Source organism: Streptococcus sp. AS14 (assembly GCF_000286495.1).
GTDB lineage: Bacteria > Bacillota > Bacilli > Lactobacillales > Streptococcaceae > Streptococcus > Streptococcus sanguinis_P.
Map to the genome: position 1 here is coordinate 83,843 of NZ_ALKI01000007.1, position 21,404 is coordinate 105,246.

Consider the following 21,404-nt stretch of genomic DNA (forward strand, 5'->3'; position numbering starts at 1 on the left):
GACCCCATGAGTTTTAGTATTTCTTCTTGGCAGGCCTACTTTGCGGACTTTGGCAAGTTTTTCCAAGGATTCCTCTTTACCTTAGCTATTTCTATCGGTGCCCTGACCTTGGCTCTTTTACTAGGGATTTTCTTTGGAGCTATCAGCACTGGTAAGCATAAAGTTCTACGTGGTCTAGCTCGTGTTTTTGTTGAGTTTTACCAGAATACACCACTCTTAGTTCAATTTGTAATTGTCTTTTACGGTCTTCCGCTAGTCAGCAATTACACCATCATGCCCTCAATCTATTGGACTGCGGTTCTCTGTGTGGGACTGTACCACGGCGCTTATATCGCCGAAGTTATCCGCTCAGGTATCCAGTCCATTCCTCGCGGACAGACCGAAGCTGCACTATCTCAGGGCTTTACCTATGTCGAAACTATGCGATATATCATCCTGCCCCAAGCTTTTCGGATTATCCTGCCACCGCTAATCAATCAGGTTGTCAATCTGATAAAAAATACTTCTACCGTCGCTATTATCTCTGGTATGGATCTGATGTTCGTGACCAAGTCTTGGTCTGCTCTGAACTCCAACTACATACCAGCTTTTGCCGGAGCAGCTCTGCTCTACTTCCTCCTTTGCTTCCCAATCGCTAGCTGGGGACGTAGGGTAGAGGAAGCCAATAAACAAGCTTACAGCATCTAAGGAGGTCTCTATGGAAAATATTTTAAAAGTCTTAACCGCAAACAACCTCCTCTTTATCCTTAAGGGGCTCTGGCTGACGCTGCAAATTTCTTTCATTTCCATTGTCCTATCCACGATTTTTGGAACTATTCTAGCCGTCATGAGAAACGGAAAAAATAAACTGCTCAAGCTGATTGCCAGCATTTACATCGAATTTGTCCGTAATGTACCCAATCTGCTCTGGATTTTCACTATCTTTTTAGTCTTTCAGATTAAATCAACGCCAGCCGGTATCATCAGCTTCACTGTCTTTACTTCTGCTGCTTTGGCAGAAATTATCCGAGGCGGTCTCAATGCCATTGACCCAGGTCAGACTGAAGCTGGCTTATCTCAAGGATTTACTCAGTTTCAGATTTTGCGTTTTATCATCCTACCTCAGGCTATTCGGAAAATGCTGCCAGCCATCATTTCTCAGTTTGTCACAGTGATTAAGGATACCAGCCTGCTCTATTCTGTTATTGCGCTCCAAGAACTCTTTGGTTCTGCTCAAATTCTAATGGGACGCTATTTTGAAGCTGAACAGGTCTTCACGCTCTACCTACTAGTAGCAGCAATCTATTTCCTGATTAACTTCGCCATTTCCAGCTTCTCGCGCAAGCTATCCCAACGCTGGGCTCAAGCTGCAGAATAAGTAGCTCAGATACAGATCAACTGTCCAAAAGTTGAGTTTACCAACTCAGCTTTTTTATTTTTAATATTTGTGGTAGAATAATATCAAAGGATAGACAAGGAGAACGATATGAAAAAACTGACATTGCTTTTCACCACTTTCTTAACACTAATCTTTCTCAGTGCCTGCAGTCAGTACGCTAGCTTTCAGGGAAAATGGAAGGCTCAGAAAGCAAACGGAGAGGACATTGACATTGTCTTCAATGACAAAACAGGCAAGCTAGGCGATAAAGAATTTCACTATAAGATAGATAAGTCAGGCTACCAAGATAATACCAAATATTACAGTATCACTGTCAGCGACACCTATCACTACACCATCCTTTTCCCAGATGATGATATGAAAATAGCTACTCTTCTAGAACCTGATGACCCGTCTAGTGACCCTCTCTATGGGGAAATGCTCTATGCCATGAACCGAAATGAGTATCCTGATTTTGATGATTATGTGGATAAATACTTGAATTAAGATTAAACTTGCTAACATAATTAGTTAAAGAAGTTTCTACCTACAGATAGAAAACAATAAAACCCGAGCTAATTGCTCGGGTTTAATTGTTATCTAATGAATTCTACTTTTCAACGCGGGATTTGCTGGCAATGTCTGCTAAGATTTGCTCTACAAATTCGTCTACTGGTATTGTATGTGTTTCTTTTTGACCGTAGCGGCGGACATTGACAGTACCGTCTTCTACTTCCTTGTCACCAACGATGAGCTGATAAGGAATCTTGCTAGTTTGTGAGGCACGAATCTTGTACTGCATCTTTTCATTACGCTCATCCACATCAGCACGGACACCCCTATCACGCAGCTTTTTAGCTACTTGCCAAGCATAGTCAATATGGGCTTCATTAGAAACTGGAATCAAAGTCACTTGATGCGGAGCCAGCCAAGTCGGGAAGGCACCCTTGTAATTCTCAATCAAGATAGCTGTGAAGCGCTCCATAGTTGAGATAACCCCACGGTGAATCATAACTGGGCGATGCTCTTCACCGTCAGCTCCGATATACTTGAGATCAAAACGCTCTGGCAAGAGGAAGTCCAGCTGGATAGTTGACAGAGTTTCTTCATTTCCTAGGGCTGTTTTAACCTGGATATCAAGTTTAGGACCGTAGAAGGCTGCTTCTCCTTCTGCTTCAAAGTAGTCCACACCCATTTCGTCCAAGGCTGCTCGCAGCATGGTTTGGGCATTTTCCCACATCTCATCGTTATCAAAATACTTATGCGTATCCTGAGGGTCACGAAGAGAGAGACGGAAACGATATTCTGTCAAGTTGAAATCAGCGTAAACGTCGATAATCAACTGCAGCGCACGCTGGAATTCTTCTTGGATTTGTTCAGGAGTAACAAAGAGGTGACCGTCATTCAAGGACATTTCGCGTACACGTTGAAGACCAGTCAGGGCACCAGATTTTTCGTAACGGTGCATCATGCCAATCTCAGCAATACGGATTGGCAGCTCACGGTAAGAGTGAACATGGTGTTTGTAGACCTGGATGTGGTGAGGGCAGTTCATCGGACGCAAAACAAACTCTTCTCCATCACCCATATCCATGGTTGGGAACATATCCTCTTGGTAGTGCTCCCAGTGGCCAGAAGTCTTATAAAGCTCCACAGAAGCCAAAGGCGGAGTGTAGACGTGTTGGTAGCCAGAAGCCAACTCTTTGTCAACTATGTAGCGCTCCAACTCGCGACGGACCGTCGCACCGTTTGGCAGCCAGAATGGCAAGCCTTGACCCACTTCTTGTGAAATCATGAAGAGATCCAGCTCTTTACCTAACTTACGGTGGTCGCGTTCTTTAGCTTCTTCCCGCATTTGCAGATATTTCTTCAGGTCTTTCTTGTCAAACCAAGCAGTACCATAGACCCGCTGCATCATAGCATTGTCGCTGTTCCCGCGCCAGTATGCTCCAGCCACGTTCAAGAGATGGAAGATTTGAATCCGACCTGTAGATGGAACGTGAGGCCCACGGCAGAGATCCACATATTCACCCTGACGGTAGATAGTCAAACCATCCTCATCTTCAGAGTGCTCTTCAATCAATTCCAACTTGTAAGGATCGTTTTTGAAAATTTCACGCGCCTCATCCTTGGTCACTTCTTCACGGATGGATGGGAAGTTTTCTTTGACGATTTTCTTCATTTCTTCTTCGATACGAGGCAGGTCTTCATTTGAAATTTGCCCTGCTTCATTGTCCGTATCATAGTAGAAACCGTCCTGAATAGCAGGACCAACGCCCAAGTGAATATCTGGGAAAAGACGGCGAGCTGCTTGCGCAAAGAGGTGGGCTGCTGAGTGACGCAAGACATCTAAAGCATCTTCGTGGTCAGGTGTCACGATTTCAATAGCACCATCTTCAGTAATAGCGCGAGTTGTATCAATTAATTTGCCATTGAATTTACCAGCCAAAGCTTTTTTAGCTAGGGAATTGCTGATAGATTGAGCAATTTCAAAAGTTGTAACGCCAGATTCGAATTCACGAACAGCGCCATCTGGGAAAGTAATCTTAATCATGTGTTTTCTCCTTTAATATTATATTGTTTCTGTTAAGCAATTTAAAGATTCGAGCAATCTCTTCCGCAGTCTGCTTTTCTGACTGACTACCATCTGTCATGAGGCTAGGATAACCTAATCTCACCGCTTCCTTCCGAACCATTTGGGCAAAAAGAATGTCTCGCTGCATCCAGTTTTCAAAAGCTTGCTCAGGATTGGTTGTTCCCTCTAAGACATAAGGAACCCATTCTCTCTGTCTATAATGCTTTTTCTGAAAATCAGCTGTCGGAGTCAAGCATAGATAAGAAGGCGCTGGCCATTCAAGCTCCTTTACCAAGTGAGGCAAAAGTCCTGCTCCCTCCACCAAGAGAGGTCTATCTTGATTTTTTATCAAGTAAGATTTTACATAAGGAAAAATCTCTTCATAAAAGCGCCATTCTTCATCAGCCATCTCTTTTGGATTTCTCATCCAGATTTGTTCCGGATTTCTGTCCTGTCTAAGAAGGCAAATCGGCTGTGAATCTGCACTTGCTTGACTCATCATCTCGTCTACCAAATCATCCAGCTTGATATGAAGCAGCTGATACTGTCTAGCAAGAAGTGAAGCAATTGTTGACTTCCCACTACAAGGCGATCCGCCAATCATATAAAGCACTATTCTTCCTCCTTCTGACAAAACAAAAAACGACATCCTCAAAAGGACGTCGCAACGTGGTTCCACCTTCATTTATGCAAGTCAAAAGACTCACACCTCGAATCGGCTCTAACGTAGCCACCGTTTTATGTTTGCATAAAAGCTGATAGAGTAGTCCCAACTGCATCCTCTACGCGATTTCCAGCTCCACGCGCTCTCTAAAAGATTTCCTGCAGGTGATATGTCTCTAGAAAACATTATAGCACGATTGGAAAAATTTGCAAGAGCTATTAACCATCAAAACCAGAAAAACGATTTAGAGCCTCTTGACTCAAAGTGGCAGCTTGACGTTTTTTACGGTATTGCTCTGCCAACAGCATTCCTCCCAAAGAAAGGAATAACAAGACATGAATATCCCTAGCATTATAAAACGTGGAAGTGATTGGATTATAAATCTTATCTCCTGAGTAAAAAAGTCCGTCAAAAAAGTTTTTGAATAGGTAATAATACTGAACCCCCGGAATCAAAAGAAGAAAGGGCAGTGAAAAGCCTTGCATCCGAGTATTTATATAAACAATCACTGCACCAATCAAAGGAAGCAGCACAGCATAATAAAATAAATTAAGATTAGAAAGCCAGTTCAAATCGCTTCCCATACTCTCTGTATTATTTATAAAATATTGCCAAATTTGTTCCCAAATCAAACCCGAACCAACGACAATGCCATAGAACAAAAGCAACAAAGGCAGCTGTTTGAGATATTTTTTCATAAGATTTCTCCTCTATTTCTAAATAAAACCTTGCATAAATAGCTATCGCCACAATGATGCAAGGCATGTTTCTATTCTAATAATTTAGTAATATTCCTGATTTTTTTCACTTGCTTACTCGAAGCTTTGAGGATACGAACGGAGCCATTGATGGGTAGAGAGATGACCTTGCCAGGCAAATAGGCCACCGTCTTGGCCAGACGCTTGGCAGCACTTTCCTCTGGGCTAAGCTCGTTGTGGAAGTCCTTGGAAATGGTTAAATCCAGATAAAACTCATAGACTCTGCGGCCAAAATTCTCCGCTGAAATTTCGTAGAGCTTGTCTGCTAACTTCTGCTCATCCATATCAGGCGTCGCAATAATTGCCTCTAAAATAGCGCCTGATAAATCACGCTCTTGGTAATAAAGGGTTCCAAAAATTTTGTCACTGATAACATTATCCAGATAAGGATTGCCATGAGCAATAATCGGCGTACCGCTGGCTAAGCTTTCCAGATAAGTCAGACCTTGAGTCTCACTGGTTGAGGCAGAGATAAAGAAATCCGCAGCTTTATAGTAAAGGGCCGTATCACTAGGAGCAATCATCCCCGTAAAGATGACCGCTTCTTCAATCTGAAGCTTAGCAACCATTTCTTTCAAGTCTTCCGCGTAGGGGCCGTCGCCGACAATGACCAGCTTGACTTTGTCATTTTCTTCAAGAACAGCAGGCATCGCCTCAACGATAGCCTGGATATTCTTTTCATAAGAAATACGGGACAGACTGAGCAGCATTATCTCATCTTCAGCCAGTCCTAGCTTGAAACGCAGCTTTTTGATATCCTCACGCGAAATTTCTGGACGCTCAAACTTCGCCAGCTCAATCCCTGTCGGAATCACCCGTTTTTCTGCTTCGATTTTATAATCAACCAAAAGGTCATAAACAATCTCGCTAGGGCAAATAACCCCATCCAAGTCACTCATGAAGCCACGGACGATATATTTGACCATGCTAGGACGGATGACCATCCCCTTAGCAATATAGTGCACATAATCCTCATACTGGGTATGATAGGTATGTACTACCGGAATCCGCAGCTCTTTAGCAATCCAAATCCCCAGCAGCCCTAGTGAAAACTCAGTCTGGGTATGGATAATGTCCAGCTGGTACTGACGGGCAATTTCTAAGGCATGAGAAAAGCCTCGGTAAGCCACTCTTCGGTCCTTAAAGGCAAAGAAAGGTACGCTGGGAATCCGAATAATCTGCCAATCTTCATAACGATTGACATCCTTGTCCGTCGTCGTAAAAATAAATACTGTGTGACCTAATTTTTCTAGCTCCGTCTTCAAAGTCCGAATACTGGTAGCAACCCCAGAGACCTGAGGAAAATAGGTATCTGTAAAAAGACCAATACGCATCTTACATCTCCAAAACTGTTTGATAAGCCTCAACTAACTGATCTGCAACATCGTCAATAGACCGGCTTTTAGCCACCTGATAGCCTGCTTCGCGCTTGTCCACCTTTTTATCTAAGACATTTCTCAGAGACTGGACAAACTCATCTACATTATGGCAGAGCTCGGCTGAACGCTCATCCACCCAGCCCTGATAGACTGGAATATCACGCAGCACAACATTCTGCTCACTAGCCAAGGCTTCCAGGACAACAATTCCTTCAGTTTCCTCATAGGACGGGAAAAAGAAAGCATCTGCTCCAGACATGGCTCCCTGAAATACCGCTCCCTTAAAATAACCAGGGAATTCGACATTATCAGGATGGTCAAAGAGAACCAGCCGGCGAATCTTGCGCGGAATCAGCCAGAGATTGATAGAGCCCAGCCAGATAAAGCGTACATCTGGCATCCTGCGGGCAACCTCTACAAAATCCTCAATCCCCTTGCGGCGGAAATAAAGGCCAGCACAGACAACCACCTTCTGCCCCTCTTCAATCTTGAAGTACTTTTTAAATACTTCTTCCTTGCGAGCATCTTTCTTATACTTAGGCAGGTCAATGCCGTTTGACACAGCCACCATGGGTGTAGTGACCCCATAAGACTGGATCAGCTGCTTGGAATACTCCGATGGCGTGATAATGAAATCCGCCTTTTTATACATGTGAGTCAGATATTTACCAAAAAGCGGAGCAAAGAGATTGGAACCAATAAAGGAATTTTCAAAGTCCTCCTTGGTCGAATGCCCATGCATAATCACTTTTTTATTGCCCCTCTTGGCAGCATGCAGAAGAAGCAAGCTACGGGGACCATAGGTATTGATGTGGACCACATCATAATCTCCTAAAACGTCCGTCGTATAAGGAATCCCAGCCAAATCCAAGGCGTGCATCTGGTGCTGGAGGGCTCGGCCGATTCCTGATTTCTCCAAAACGGACTTTCCTTCAAGGTACAGTAATACTTTCATACTTCCTATTATACCGAAAATCAAATAAAAAGGAAAACCACAAGGTCAAATGAGGTAAAAAATCCATCCAAAGCCTGATAGCATATAGAAAACGCTCTAGCTGAACGGAAACACAAAAAAGCTGAGGTACTATACCTCAGCCTCGCTTCATAATCATGAAACTCTATTAAAGCAGTCATTGACTTAGTCTCTTCACTCGATTTTAAAGTTCAGAGAAATTCCTAATCAGACTTGCAGAACACCGCTTATTTCCGAGTTGATTTACGCTCGCTAATGCTGTGAGCTAGGAGAACTTCGCGTTCTTCCAATTCTTCCTTATGCATAATCTTAGTCAGCATGCGCATACTGATAGCGCCGATGTCATAGAGGGGCTGACCGATTGTGGAAAGGTTAGGACGAGTGAAACGAGCTACTTGCGAATCATCACTGGTAATGATTTCAAAATCTTCTGGAACCTTGATTCCTTGATCAGACAGACCATTTAAGAGGCCTGCTGCCAATTCATCTCCTGTGACAAAAGCTGCAGTTGCTTTGGAAGCAATGACACGCTCCGCCAAGTGGTAGCCATCATCATAAGAATATTTAGACTCAAAAACCAAGCCTTCGCTGTAAGAAAGTTTCTTGTTCTTCAAGCCATCTTTATAGCCTGATAGACGGATTTTCCCGTTGATATCATCTACAAGTGGTCCGCTGACAAAGGCAATTTTCTTATTGCGCTTAGCCAGTAATTCTACAGCATCAACCGTTGCTTGCTTGTAGTCAATATTGACGCTCGGAAGCTGATGCTCCACATCAACAGTACCCGCCAAAACGACCGGTGTGCGTGAACGTGAAAACTCTGAGCGAATTTTCTCTGTCAAATGATAGCCCATGAAAATAATGCCATCCACCTGCTTAGAGAAGAGAGTATTGACAACGGATACTTCCTTATCATCATCCTCATCGCTGTTAGCCAAGACAATGTTGTATTTATACATTTCGGCAATATCATCAATCCCTTTTGCCAAGGTTGAGAAATAGCTATTGGTAATATTTGGAATGACAACGCCGACGGTTGTAGTCTTCTTGCTGGCTAGTCCACGTGCCACTGCATTTGGACGATAGTCAAGACGATCAATGACCTCTAAAACTTTTTTACGTGTGTTTTCTTTGACGTTCTTGTTTCCATTCACTACTCGACTGACTGTCGCCATCGAAACTCCCGCTTCACGGGCGACATCATAAATCGTTACTGTGTCGTCTGTGTTCATATAGTTTCCTTTCTTCTATTGAAAATATCGTTTTCACTTTCCTACATTCACCATTTTATCACTTCTTGTAAACACTTTCAAGTATTTTGATAAGTTTTTGAAAAGTCTTGCTTTTTTTGACATTTTTTGCCAAAATAGAGGCATAGAAAGAAGGTTGTGACCATGACAAAAATCCAACAAATCACCCACTATCTCGAGAATGAGAAGCTAGATGCTGCTGTTCTGTCTGATCCAGTCACTATCAATTATCTGACTGGTTTTTACAGTGACCCGCATGAGCGGCAGATGTTTTTGTTTGTCTATCCTGACCATGAGCCCCTGCTCTTCGTGCCAGCTCTAGAGGTTGAGCGGGCTTCAGGATCTGTTCCCTTTTCAGTCCTTGGCTATATAGACTCTGAAAATCCTTGGCAGAAGATTAAAGCAGCCCTGCCGGATCACTCCTTCAAGACTGTCGCTCTTGAGTTTGACAACTTGATTTTGACCAAATATCATGGATTGAAAACTGTCTTTGAAACTGCAGAATTTACCAACCTGACTCCTTATGTCAATCGCTTGCGCTTGATCAAATCAGCCGATGAAATCCAGAAAATGCTGGTAGCTGGGCAATATGCTGACAAGGCTGTCAATATCGGTTTTGACAATATTTCACTGGAAAATACCGAAACGGATATCATTGCTCAGATTGACTTTGCTATCAAACGCGAAGGCTATGAGATGAGCTTTGAAACCATGGTCCTGACAGGAAATAATGCAGCTAATCCGCATGGCATTCCCGGAGCAAATAAAGTCGAAAATAACGCCCTCCTTCTCTTTGACCTTGGCTGCATGGTCAATGGCTATGCCAGCGATATGACAAGGACCGTTGCTGTCGGCCAGCCGGATCAGTTTAAAAAAGATATCTACCATCTGACATTGGAAGCCCAGCAAGCTGCTCTTGACTTTATCAAGCCAGGCGTCACAGCTCATGAAGTAGACCGCGCCGCTCGGCAAGTCATCGAAAAAGCGGGCTACGGTAAGTATTTCAATCACCGCCTCGGCCATGGTATCGGTATGGATGTTCACGAATTTCCATCTATCATGGAGGGCAACAACATGGTCATCGAAGAAGGCATGTGCTTCTCTGTTGAGCCTGGCATTTACATCCCTGGTAAGGTCGGTGTCCGCATCGAAGACTGCGGCCATGTCACTAAAAATGGTTTTGAACTCTTCACCGAGACTGGCAAGGACTTGCTGTATTTTGAATAGAATTTTATAAGCCTATATTATGTCTTGAATGATTATTAGATTTGGCAAAGACCTTCTGGCTATTTAAGCTATCATTGTTGAACATTGTTATAGCTGTCTTAGTCCTTAAGCGTTTATAATTTCAAAAAAACGATAGAAAAGTTTCTGTCGTTTTTTTCTTGTTTCCTAGTAATTATACTAAGTCATTTAGATTTACCTGCTTTTCCTCTAATGATGTGAGCTGTCAGAGACTTTCCGAAGAAATCAATTACTCCTCACTATCCAGTTCTTACACTAAGCACGATGCTTTCATCATTGAGAAGAGAAAGCGTCACAAACCCTTATCATATCAGAGTTTTTTATCCCTTCTTGCCCTTCTGATTTAAAAATGTTATAATTTTTTATGAAAAATTGTCTAAAAATTCTAATCTTTGCTGTTAAGGAGGTCTGGATGCTCTTTAAAAAGTCAGAAAATCACGGATTTTCTCGCTATGTCTGCCTGCTCTTGCTTCTCATCATTTTTCTGGCTTTCTCCCTCTTTTTAGCTGTATCCCTGGGATCGGTCACTATTGACATACAAGATACTTACCAGATTATTTTCAGTAAGCTCGGTTTTCCCCTTGGCACAGGCAAACTATCTCCGTCCACAATCGCGATTGTTTGGAACATGCGGGTTCCAAGAGTGCTTTTGGGAATCCTAGCTGGTGCTGGCCTGTCTGTCTGTGGCAGCGTCATGCAATCTACTGTCAATAATCCCATCGCAGAGCCTTATATCCTGGGAATTTCAGCGGGTGCAACCTTCGGAGCCACACTGAGCATTATCTTAGTCCTCAAATCCATTACTGGCGCAGGTGCCTTTATAGGAGCTATTCTGGCATCGGCTGTGGTCCTTTTTATCGCATCCATGCAGGGAAAAATGACGACAAGCAGTCTGATTTTATCAGGAACAGTTGTAAATGCCCTCTTTATCGCCTTTTCCAACTTTATCATTTCCGTCGGTGCCAATGCTGACAGCCTTATGACGATCAAGTTCTGGACCATGGGCTCGCTAGCCGGAACTTCTTGGTCAGACCTTGCCTTGCCGGCTCTTGTTGTTGGTTTCTCCTTTTTGTTTTTCTGTTCCCAGTATCGTATTTTCAATACTATGATGATGGGGGACGAAGCAGCTTTGACACTGGGGGTACCTCTGCGTTTTTACTGGTTCCTCTATATCACAGTTGTCGCAATTATGACAGCGGTGCTGGTTGCCTGCTGCGGTATTATTGGCTTTGTCGGACTAATCACTCCGCATATTGCTCGTAGATTAGTCGGTACCAATTACAAAAGGCTCTTTCCTATCGCTACCCTGCTCGGCTCTCTCTTTCTTGTCTGGGCAGATGTTTTAGCTCGAATTTTGGTCAAAAATGCCGAGCTGCCGATTGGGATTTTCACCGCTTTAGTCGGCGCCCCCTTCTTCATCTACATTGTTGCCAAAAGCAGAAAGGAGGTAAGTAGCTAAAATGGATCTAACTTGCCAAAATATCCACTATGCTGTCGGCCAAAAAGAGATCTTAAAAGGAATTTCGCTCAAGGTCGAGGGAAATCAGTTTCACACCATTTTAGGGCCCAACGGAAGTGGCAAAACTAGTCTGCTCAAAACCATCTACCGCCAAATCAAACCTGACAGCGGGAACATTTATCTAAACGGAAGGCCGCTTGAACAGGTCAGCATAAAAAGAGCTGCCCAGAAAATAGCCGTTGTAACTCAGTTTAACCATCTTCAGTTTGACTGTACCGTCCAAGAAATCGTCATGCTGGGCAGGACGCCCCATCTGTCCCTTTTTCAAAAAGAGAGCGAAAAAGACTACGCCCTCGTCCGTCATGCCTTGAGACAGGTGGACATGCTGGACAAGAGAGAGCGAACCTATCTATCCCTGTCTGGCGGTGAGAAGCAAAGAGTCTTGCTGGCACGCGCTTTGGCCCAGCAGCCAAGCCTACTGCTCCTAGACGAGCCAACCAATCATCTGGATATCAAATACCAGCTGGATATGCTGCGTATCGTCAAAGACCTGAACATCAATGTTTTGGCTGTTTTACATGATATCCAACTGGCTTGTCGGTATTCAGACTATTTGTACCTCATGAAGGGAGGTGAGATTGCATACCAAGGCGCTCCAAAGGAGGCCATCACCCATGATTCACTGCAAACCGTTTACGGTATTCAGAGCAAAGTGATCTGGACCAAGGATCGACAGGCCATGATTCAGTATCTATAAGAATCTGTTTTCAGCTTTATCTATACAAGCTCCAAGCCCAAGAAAGGAAGGCAATATGAAAAAAACACTCAGTATCTTACTCGTCGCAACTGCTGCACTGACAATGGCAGCCTGCAATTCTTCATCTAAGGAGAGTACGAAAGAAAGCTCAACTTCACAATCTTCCTCCAAAACAGAAAGCGCGAAAAAGAGCACAGCAGAGACAAAATACCCAGTGATAATCAAAACTTACGATGCCGAAGGCAAGGAGATTGATCAGGTCTTTGAAAAGGCACCGGAAAAGGTCATCACCAACAACCTTTCGACGACCGAAATCTTGATTGAACTAGGATTGAAAGACAAGATTGCCGGTATGCTCAATCCAGACAATGATGTCACAGATAAATACAAGGCTGATATTGCCACCATTCCGCAAGTCGGCGACAAGAAAACCGTATCACAGGAAACTGTGCTATCTTATGAGCCAGACGCTCTTCTTGGCCGAAACATGATGTTTTCCGAGAAATCTCTGGGAACAGTCAGTGCCTGGAATGAAAACAAAATCCCTGTCTACACACAGAAGGCTTCCCTGTCTAATATCAAGCAAGACCTAGGAAATATCGTTGAAGATGTCAAGAATATAGGAACCATCTTTAATGTCCAAGACAAGGCCAATCAGTATGCTGACCAGCTGCAGACAAGAATTGACACTGTCAAGAAAGCTAATAAGGCTAGCCAAGGTGAAAAGAAAAAAGCGCTCATCATGTGTGCCTACAATGATGAGACTTTCGGTGCTTATAAATCTGCTCTACAGGAGAGCCTGCTTAACCAGCTCGGCTATACCAATGTAGCGACCGGAACCTCTGACTTGACCTTGGAAAATCTGGTCTCTATGGATCCAGAAGTCATCATCTATGTAACCAGCGACCGCAACAAGGCCATGGATGAACAAGCAGTTGATCTAATGAAAGCTAATCCCGTTCTGGAAGATGTTCCAGCGGTCAAAAATCAGAAAATCATGACCATCTCCTATGATGAGTTCATGGATTATGGTCCTGCTGTAATCGACTCACTCGAGAAAATCAATGACTTTGTCAATAAATAAGACTTTTGTCTGGGAGGGTATCACTGTCAACATTGCCCTGCCCCAAGATTATGACAAATCACGACCTTATCCAGCAATCTTACTAAATGATGGAAAGATAAACTACCTGAGCAGGCTTTCTTCATCGGTAATCTTGATCGGACTGATATCGAACAACAGGCTGGACGATTATACACCCTGGAAAGCCAATGCTCTAAAGCCTGGCAATCCTGATTTTGGCGGCGAAGCGGATAGCTACCATCAGAAACTATTCAACGGTATATTAACCGAAATCAGACAGCACTACCTACTGGATGACAAGAGAATTGCCTATGGTGGCTACTCTCTCGGTGGACTAGCGGCTGTTTACAGTCTCTATAGCGACTGCAAGATCCCCTGCGTCTTTTCTATCTGCGGTTCCTTTTGGTACCCTGGTTTTACCGACTATTGTCGGACACAGGAGTTGAAAAACAAGGACTGTCTAGTCTATTTGCAGAATGGAAAGACTGAAGGCGCGAATCACTCGAACCGACTTTCCAAAGCTCCTTTTTATGCTGAAGAAATTCATCGCTTGATTCAGAAAGAAATCCTTACAACTTGCTCCGTCTTTGATCCTTACGGTCATCATGAAGCCCTCAAAGAGCGCTATGGTGGCTTTGCCGATTGGCTGGCCACACAATGGCATCTCGACTAATGAAAAACCCCTTTGTCACTTACAACAGCTGACAAAGGGATTTTTAGTTTATTGCTGTACGTAAAAAGACTCTCACCAGTAAAATGGTAAAAATCTTGAGTAGAAAGATTTATTGAGTCTTCTCCCCCGCCTCCAACTCCAGTAGGAAGGATTTTTTATCAAGGCCGCCGGCATAGCCGGTCAAATTTTATTTCGATTCAAATTCTACCCTACTTTCAGCAGCCATCAGTTGGTCAGAAAATGAATAAGACTCATAATTATTATCAGGATTATCTGTCCACATTTCACATTGCTTGATAACTGTCACAATGGCGTCTTCGAAACCCTCTGGTGGATATTTGTATTTCCTAAGGAGCCGTTTAACAAGCATGCGCATACGAGCACGCGCAGAATGTTTTTTCTGCCAATCAATAGTTCTGCTTTTGCGCAAGGTCTCAGTTAATTCATGAGTCATTGCAACAAGCTCATCATTTTCATAAAAGTCTTTGACTGCTTGTGGTTGTGTCAAAGCGTCATAGAAAGCCAATTCTTCATCTGTAAGACCTATCTACGGTATTTCTGGCAAATCTACTAACTGATTTAGTAACAATAAGGTCTATCTTTCCACCAAGGGCATCTTTTACCATTCGCTTAAAACCATCACGCTTTTTGGTGTTTGTAGCTGATATTCCTTCATCTGTATAAACTTGTACGAACTCCCAGTCATCTCTGCTTTTGATGTAGTTTGTATAGTAGTCCACCTGTGCCTCATAGGAAGTTTGCTGTTCTTCACTATCAGTTGATACTCTGGCATATCCTGCAACCCTTTTCTCTTCTATACATAAAAATACCTCTTAAGTAGATTTTGGTTATTTACCATGTCTACTTAAGAGGTATCATATCATTTTTAAGTCGAGTGCTCGTTTATTATTTTTCGGCTAATCGATTATACACTAATGGAAGTAGTATTTTATCAATTTCTATTCTAAAATCTTCATCCTCTAAGTATTTCTCACAGAATTCTTGGTTTTTAGTCATCCTAGAAAGAACTACACCCATTACTTTATCATCATACACAATTTTGAATAAATCTAATGGATTTTTTGCTCTTATGACCATTTCAGCATCTTTAGACATATCTTCAACTATCTGCTCTAGAACTTTATCAATCTCCGTGAAATTTGTTCCAAGTCTTGAATTTAGATCATTAATAATTTTAGATAAGTTTTCCTTCTCATCTTCAAATGGCATTCCAGTACCGCTGGTCGGATTATTTAGAACACCTTCTTCCACTTCTAACTCTATTTTACCTTCATATTGTTTTTGTATTCTGTAGTATTGCAATTCTACATCATTTGTCAGATTCGGGAATTTCTCACCACTTTCTCTTGGAAGCTTCCTTAATAGCAATTTTCCAAATGCATAAAACTTATGGAGTTTGGCATCCTCTAACTGAATGATATGGGTTAAGAATGAGTATAGTCTAACATACTTATTAAGAGCATTTTTAAAGTCTAATCTCTCCTCTTTATCCAAATCCATATATTTTTCTACAGATGGATCAATATATGAATTCAATCTTCCAAGATCCATTTGCTTTTCTGTCTTTTTCAATTTGAAAAATATCTTAGCTAAATTATTTATATCTTTATCTTCATATAGCATAAAACTATCTAAGAAATTCTTTATATCATAAATGATATTTGGATCAGTTGTTTCAGAAACGGTGGTAGATACATAATAATCTTGAAAGGCTTTCTGTATATCTTCTTTTTCATTTACAAAATCTAAAACAAATGTATCCGTTTTTCCTTTGCACATTCTATTGATTCTGGACAAAGTTTGAACAGCTTTAACACCAGACAATTTTTTATCTACATACATTGTATGTAGTAGTGGTTGATCAAATCCGGTTTGATATTTTTCAGCAACCAACAAAATTTGATATTCCTCTGTATCAAATTTTTCAGGCAACTCATTTTCAGGAAACTTATTTAATGATTCCTCAGTATACTCTTTTATTTCTCCAGTTATACTATCTTTTACAGCCCCTGAGAATGCAACCAATATTCCTAAATCACCATACTGTTTTTCTTGTATATATTTTTGGAACTCAAAATAGTATCTAACAGCATGAAGCCTAGAACCTGTTACTAACATAGCCTTAGCTTTCCCACCAATTAAATGCTGCACATTGTTTCTAAAATGTTCAACAATAATCTCTGTTTTCTGCCTTAAATTATGCGGATGCAAGCTCATATATCTTCCAAGCGCCTTATTAGCCTTGCTCTTTTCATACTCAGGATCATCTTTAACTTTTTTACCTAACTGAAAATATGTTTTATAGGTAGTATAGTTTTGAAGCACATCAAAGATAAATCCTTCTTCAATAGCTTGTTTCATGCTGTATTTATCATAAGGACCTGGTTTTCCACTATCATCTCTTTCACCAAAAATCTCTAATGTTTTTTGCTTAGGAGTAGCAGTAAAAGCAAAGAATGATAGATTTGGCTGTACACCATGTGTTTTCATTTCATTAGAAATAGCTTCATCTATTTCTGCTTCTTCTGAATCCTTCTCTAGTTTCGCCTCGTACTCAGCAAATGCATGAAGTTTTTCTTCGATGTAGTCCTCACCTTTTGTAGATATATCTGCAAGAGTCTCTCTTAGTTTTTCACTTGATTTACCTGTTTGAGAAGAATGTGCCTCATCAACTATAATTGCGAATCGCTTATCTTTTGTAGATATATTAGAAACATCTACAAAAGGAAACTTCTGCAAAGTACATATAATTATTTTATCCCCGTTTTCTAAAGCCTTAGTAAGCTGCTTTGAATTCTTATCAACTTTGGTTACAACACCTTGTTTATGCTCCATATTATAGATATCCCTTTGAAGTTGTTTATCAAGAACTCTTCTATCAGTGATAACTATAACACTATTAAAAACAGGCTTATTTTCTTTATCATGTAAATTCGACAAATGATGTGCTAACCATGCTATTGAGTTGGATTTGCCACTGCCTGCTGAATGCTGAATCAAATAATTCTTACCCGATCCATTTTCATATACATCCTTAACAAGTCTTCTTACAACTTTCAATTGATGAAATCTAGGAAATATAAGAGTTTCTTTTCCTGTGTTTTCATCCTTTTTTATCTGGATAAATCTTTGGATGATATCCATTAAACTATCTTTTTGTAAAATGTCTTTCCATAAGTATGATGTCTTGTAATCCCCATCTACCGGCGGATTCCCAGCACCATCATTCCAACCTCTATTAAATGGCAAAAAGAAAGTATCTTGTCCATCAAGCTTAGTTGTCATGTAAATTTCATCTGCATCGACAGCAAAATGAACTAATGCCCTTTGTTTAAATGCAAATATTTTTTCCTTAGGATTTCTATCACTCTTATATTGAGATATTGCATTTTGTACATTTTGACCTGTTAATTGATTTTTTAACTCAATTGTAATGATTGGTAATCCGTTTAAGAAAATCACTGTATCCAAGCTATTATTGTTATCAAGGCTATAATGCACCTGTCTTGTAATCATTAATCGATTCATATCATATGATTCGATTGCAGATTTATTCATAGTACTACCTGGTTTGAAATACGAAAGCTTAAATGAAACCCCTGTATCATCAATTCCATGCCTTAATACATCAATCATTCCTCTTCTTTTTAGTTCATTGTCTAATCTCTTAAGGAAGTTTTGTTCAACCAATGCACCATGTCTTTTGGTAAGCAGTGTCCACTCCTTACTCTGAGTGCTTTTTATAAAATCTATAACAGCACCAGTATCCATAGCTAGTTCTCTATTATAGTTTTGAGGATTACCCTTTATATATCTATCTTTTTCTTCACCTATATTAAGAAGAGAATATTCTATTTCTTCTTCAAATCGTCTTTCAGTGGTATCCATCACTTTGCACCTCCATCAATCTTTACCTTACCTGTTACAGCTTCATGAATAAGGATTTTTCTGTAATCTCTTAATTTTTCTATTTGTAATTGCAACTTATTCTTAATACTTTCAACTTTATTAACTCTATAATCAAGATATTCTACTATTTCCTTCTGTTCGTCATCTTTTGGTAATACTATAGGCAACCTTTTTATATCATCAAAGTTTAAACTTTGCCTTAATCCACTACCCATACTATAAAAAACTTTCCTGAGATCATATGAATGTAATAAATAATGCATATAATCGGTGTTACATTTGGAATTGATTTTTACCAACCCAATATAAGCAGACGTAATAATTCCTTTCTCATTTACCAAAGCAGTTCTTAAGCTTTTTTTATCATTTTGTAAATCAGTCAATCTTAAAATAATATATTCTTTGTCTACAATTTGATAGTTTTCAAAATTTGCTGGTAAAAGTCCAAATGTAGTATCTATATCCTTTCTTATAATATTCCCATAACTTAAACTTAATAAGTTGTCATTTTCCATTCCTATATTTTTCACTTTATTTTGTTTGAAAATGGAAAATAGGGGATGTATTTCCCAATGTTCAGGAACTTGACCTATCCAATCAACCCCACTATCCTTCATAGGAATGTTGCTATTAAGGCCTTTTGTAACTACTTCTGCTATTAGCTCCCTTTTATAAACCTCTAATTTCTCTTTTTCACTTTCCAAATTCTTAATTATGGAGTCAATTATAGAAGTTTTATCATCGAGATATTTAACTATAGTATTTTGTTCATCAATAGGAGGTTGTAGTGCTAAAAAGTTTTTTAATATTTGAACATTTACTCCTCCAATTAATCCATTTACATGAAGTTTGAAGTATTGTTCATAATCCGGTGAATTTAGCAAATAATATACATACTTTTTATTAATAACGCCTTTAACATCAAAACAACACAACTTATTACCAAAACACACATCCATATCAAGAAATGCTTTTTTGATCCCTGCACTTCCACCTTCAATACACATTATCGTACTATTTTGGGGTGCAACCTTAAATTTTTTGTTACTAAACGGAATCAGCATTCCGTTGTCATAGTCTATAGTTCTATCTACACCTACATCTTTTGTTGATATATACGAAAAGCCTTCATCAACCTCTTCATAGATATATTTTTCTCCATCTGGAATACTATTGCCAGTATATAAATTTGCGAAATATTTATATTTAATTAAGTCCCAATGAACAGGTATACCGCCTATCCATTCCATACCACAATCTTTATATTTTTCATACTTCATGACTACACCTCTTCAAAAAGACTTTTTATAGATTCCTGGATTGAGTTACCTAAAGCCTTTATTTCAGCTAATGTTTCATCGGAGTTTCCAAGTTCTTCATACTTACAAAAATACTTTGTGAATGGAATTTCATAACCTACTTTTGTTTTATCTTCATCTATCCAAGCATCTGGTGCATACGGTAAAACTTCTCTTTTAAAGTAATCTTGAATGTCTTCTTTTACAGGGATTTGTTCTGTATCTCTTAAGTCGGAATCAGGTTCTGGATTTCCATTTTTATCCCTACAAATCTCTGCAGTTTCATCTTTTTCTGAAAGTGCATTTAAAATTGCCTTTTTCACTGGAGCCTTTATGCTAATACTCTCTTTTTTCAATACTTTAGCAATTACTTTTTCAAAATCATCTCTGTTTTTATAGAGCATTGTTTCATCAATTTTATTTAATGTCGCAATAATTGACTTCTGAAGTTTTTCACCATCTTCGATATCCTTGGCCCTTGCTTCCTCGTTTTTCTTTTTTGACTTAGCTAAATTTATAAATGCTGTTTCTTGATATAGCCTTTCCAATCTTTCTAAGCTTGTATTAAAATTTAATCTTAGTGGTCTTTCTACAGTCACTTTGTTATAGGCAAAGTCTTCTTCATCAAAAATTTTAGAATATTCACCTTCAACAAAGCTACCATATATACTTGCAATAGTTTTTATATCATCTTCAGATAATTGCTTTCTTTTATCACCCAGAGGCTTTCTCATCCTTTCATAGAATGATGTTCCATCAATAAGTTGAATTTTGCCTTGTCTGAGTTTACTCTTTCTATTGCTCAAAATCCAAATATACGTAAGGATTCCTGTATTGTAGAACAACTGATCTGGTAATGCGATAATAGCTTCTAACCATCCATTTTCAATTATCCATTTTCTGATTTCACTTTCTCCCGAACCAGCATCCCCAGTAAATAATGGTGACCCATTAAATACAATACCGATTCTACTACCGCCGTCTTTTGGATCTTTCATTTTGCTAATCATGTGTTGTAAAAACAAAAATGATCCATCAGAAATTCTAGGTAACCCTGCTCCAAATCTGCCATCAAATCCTTTTTCTTCAGCTTCATCTTTTATTGGAACTTGATACTTTTTCCATTCAACACCAAATGGAGGATTGCAAAGCATATAATCAAATTTTTCAAGTTTTAGTCCATCTTCCGTGAAGCTATTTCCATAATAGATATTTTCATAACCCTTACCTTTAATCAAAGTATCCGATTTACATACTGCATAAGTACTTTGATTAAGTTCTTGACCATACACCTCGATAATAGCTTTTTCATTCAATTCCTCCGCGTATGATATTCCAGCTGAAAGCATCCCACCCGTTCCTGCAGCTGGATCATATAGCTTGGCCATGAAAGAAGGTTCAGTGATTTTTTTCATATCTGGCTCAAATAAAACCGCCACCATCAATCTAATAACTTCTCTTGGTGTAAAGTGTTCACCAGCAGTTTCATTAGACATTTCTGAAAATTTTCTAATAAGTTCTTCAAAAATGTATCCCATTTCAGTGTTAGATACTCTATCTGGGTGAAGGTCAATTTCATCTGCAAATTTACTAACAATAAGATATAAAAGTCCTTCTTTTTCTAGGCGTTCTATTTGAGAATATATGTTAAATGCTTCTAGTATTTCTCTGGCGTTATCAGAGAACCCTTTTATATAATCGACAATATTTTCATCAAGATTATCAGGATCATCTTTTAATTTTTCAAAAGTAAATTCACTGATGTTATAAAATTTATATCCACTCGCCTTGCATAAGAAAGGAGCTTTATTTTTATAAGTTAAAGTATTATTTAATCTAATAACCTCATCGTGCGTATCTATTAAAACGCTGTCTAAACGTTTCAGTACTGTAAAAGGAAGTATGACATCTGCATACTCATGTTGTTTATAATCTCCTCTTAAGATATCTGCAATTTTCCATATAAAATTAGACTTATCTGATATGCTAATGCTCATTTTGT

Annotated in this window: 17 protein-coding genes and 2 pseudogenes; 8 read left to right on the top strand and 11 right to left on the bottom strand. The window is 39.8% G+C overall.

Annotation, left to right across the window (positions count from 1 at the left end; translation table 11 throughout):
* Positions 1–6: 6 nt before the first annotated feature.
* The 3 genes from HMPREF1150_RS08900 (at position 7) to HMPREF1150_RS08890 (ending at position 1,864) form a co-directional block, all read left to right on the top strand.
* Positions 7–687, top strand: a complete 681-nt coding sequence (locus HMPREF1150_RS08900; protein ID WP_009659278.1) for an amino acid ABC transporter permease — start codon at positions 7–9, stop codon at positions 685–687.
* Positions 688–697: 10 nt separating this feature from the next.
* On the top strand, positions 698–1,357 hold the full coding sequence (locus HMPREF1150_RS08895; RefSeq protein ID WP_009659320.1) for an amino acid ABC transporter permease: 660 nt from the start codon (positions 698–700) through the stop codon (positions 1,355–1,357).
* 108 nt (positions 1,358–1,465) lie between these two features.
* Positions 1,466–1,864, top strand: coding sequence for a hypothetical protein (locus tag HMPREF1150_RS08890; protein WP_009659277.1), 399 nt, complete (start codon positions 1,466–1,468; stop codon positions 1,862–1,864).
* Positions 1,865–1,967: 103 nt separating this feature from the next.
* Here the strand turns inward: HMPREF1150_RS08890 and thrS are convergent, their stop codons facing one another.
* The 6 genes from thrS to ccpA all read right to left on the bottom strand — a co-directional run bounded on the left by thrS (position 1,968) and on the right by ccpA (position 8,938).
* On the bottom strand, positions 1,968–3,911 hold the full coding sequence (gene thrS / locus HMPREF1150_RS08885) for a threonine--tRNA ligase (RefSeq protein ID WP_009659313.1): 1,944 nt from the start codon (positions 3,909–3,911) through the stop codon (positions 1,968–1,970).
* Entirely contained in the window at positions 3,904–4,548 is a 645-nt protein-coding gene (locus HMPREF1150_RS08880) for an ATPase AAA (RefSeq protein WP_032905381.1), read from the bottom strand. Before HMPREF1150_RS08880 ends, thrS begins: the two co-directional genes overlap by 8 nt.
* A 266-nt stretch (positions 4,549–4,814) precedes the next feature.
* A complete protein-coding gene (locus tag HMPREF1150_RS08875) occupies positions 4,815–5,294 on the bottom strand; it encodes a hypothetical protein (RefSeq protein ID WP_009659292.1) in 480 nt (159 codons plus the stop codon).
* 71 nt (positions 5,295–5,365) lie between these two features.
* Positions 5,366–6,688 (bottom strand): glycosyltransferase family 4 protein, encoded by a 1,323-nt coding sequence (locus HMPREF1150_RS08870; protein WP_002904960.1) that lies wholly within the window; start codon positions 6,686–6,688, stop codon positions 5,366–5,368.
* A gap of 1 nt (position 6,689) precedes the next feature.
* Positions 6,690–7,688, bottom strand: coding sequence for a glycosyltransferase family 4 protein (locus tag HMPREF1150_RS08865; RefSeq protein WP_002904961.1), 999 nt, complete (start codon positions 7,686–7,688; stop codon positions 6,690–6,692).
* 245 nt (positions 7,689–7,933) lie between these two features.
* A complete protein-coding gene (gene ccpA, locus HMPREF1150_RS08860) occupies positions 7,934–8,938 on the bottom strand; it encodes a catabolite control protein A (RefSeq protein WP_002894913.1) in 1,005 nt (334 codons plus the stop codon).
* 162 nt (positions 8,939–9,100) lie between these two features.
* Between ccpA and HMPREF1150_RS08855 the strand changes: the two genes are divergently transcribed.
* The 5 genes from HMPREF1150_RS08855 to HMPREF1150_RS08835 all read left to right on the top strand — a co-directional run bounded on the left by HMPREF1150_RS08855 (position 9,101) and on the right by HMPREF1150_RS08835 (position 14,174).
* A complete protein-coding gene (locus HMPREF1150_RS08855; protein WP_009659300.1) occupies positions 9,101–10,183 on the top strand; it encodes a Xaa-Pro peptidase family protein in 1,083 nt (360 codons plus the stop codon).
* 430 nt (positions 10,184–10,613) lie between these two features.
* The gene (locus HMPREF1150_RS08850) at positions 10,614–11,660 is read left to right on the top strand and encodes an iron ABC transporter permease (protein ID WP_009659260.1); all 1,047 of its coding nucleotides are present in this window, start codon (positions 10,614–10,616) and stop codon (positions 11,658–11,660) included.
* Between the two features lies 1 nt (position 11,661).
* Complete coding sequence (locus HMPREF1150_RS08845) at positions 11,662–12,417, top strand: ABC transporter ATP-binding protein (RefSeq protein ID WP_009659294.1); 756 nt, start codon at positions 11,662–11,664, stop codon at positions 12,415–12,417.
* 55 nt (positions 12,418–12,472) lie between these two features.
* A complete protein-coding gene (locus HMPREF1150_RS08840; RefSeq protein WP_009659263.1) occupies positions 12,473–13,501 on the top strand; it encodes an ABC transporter substrate-binding protein in 1,029 nt (342 codons plus the stop codon).
* Positions 13,482–14,174 carry an alpha/beta hydrolase-fold protein gene (locus HMPREF1150_RS08835; protein ID WP_032905368.1) on the top strand — a complete coding sequence of 231 codons (693 nt, stop codon included), beginning with the start codon at positions 13,482–13,484 and terminating at the stop codon, positions 14,172–14,174. The genes HMPREF1150_RS08840 and HMPREF1150_RS08835 overlap by 20 nt, the downstream gene beginning before the upstream one ends.
* 187 nt (positions 14,175–14,361) lie before the next feature.
* Here the strand turns inward: HMPREF1150_RS08835 and HMPREF1150_RS12000 are convergent.
* The 5 genes and pseudogenes from HMPREF1150_RS12000 to HMPREF1150_RS08820 form a co-directional block, all read right to left on the bottom strand.
* Positions 14,362–14,721: pseudogene (locus tag HMPREF1150_RS12000) on the bottom strand (type I restriction enzyme endonuclease domain-containing protein); the annotation flags it as partial.
* Positions 14,720–14,986 (bottom strand): annotated as a pseudogene (locus tag HMPREF1150_RS0111070) (recombinase family protein); the annotation flags it as partial. The pseudogenes HMPREF1150_RS12000 and HMPREF1150_RS0111070, both read right to left, overlap by 2 nt.
* Positions 14,987–15,080: 94 nt before the next feature.
* Positions 15,081–18,083 (bottom strand): type I restriction endonuclease subunit R, encoded by a 3,003-nt coding sequence (locus HMPREF1150_RS08825; RefSeq protein ID WP_009659276.1) that lies wholly within the window; start codon positions 18,081–18,083, stop codon positions 15,081–15,083.
* On the bottom strand, positions 18,083–19,384 hold the full coding sequence (locus HMPREF1150_RS11400; RefSeq protein WP_009659353.1) for a restriction endonuclease subunit S: 1,302 nt from the start codon (positions 19,382–19,384) through the stop codon (positions 18,083–18,085). Before HMPREF1150_RS11400 ends, HMPREF1150_RS08825 begins: the two co-directional genes overlap by 1 nt.
* Positions 19,385–19,386: 2 nt before the next feature.
* Entirely contained in the window at positions 19,387–21,399 is a 2,013-nt protein-coding gene (locus tag HMPREF1150_RS08820) for a class I SAM-dependent DNA methyltransferase (RefSeq protein ID WP_009659272.1), read from the bottom strand.
* Between the last annotated feature and the right edge of the window lie 5 nt (positions 21,400–21,404).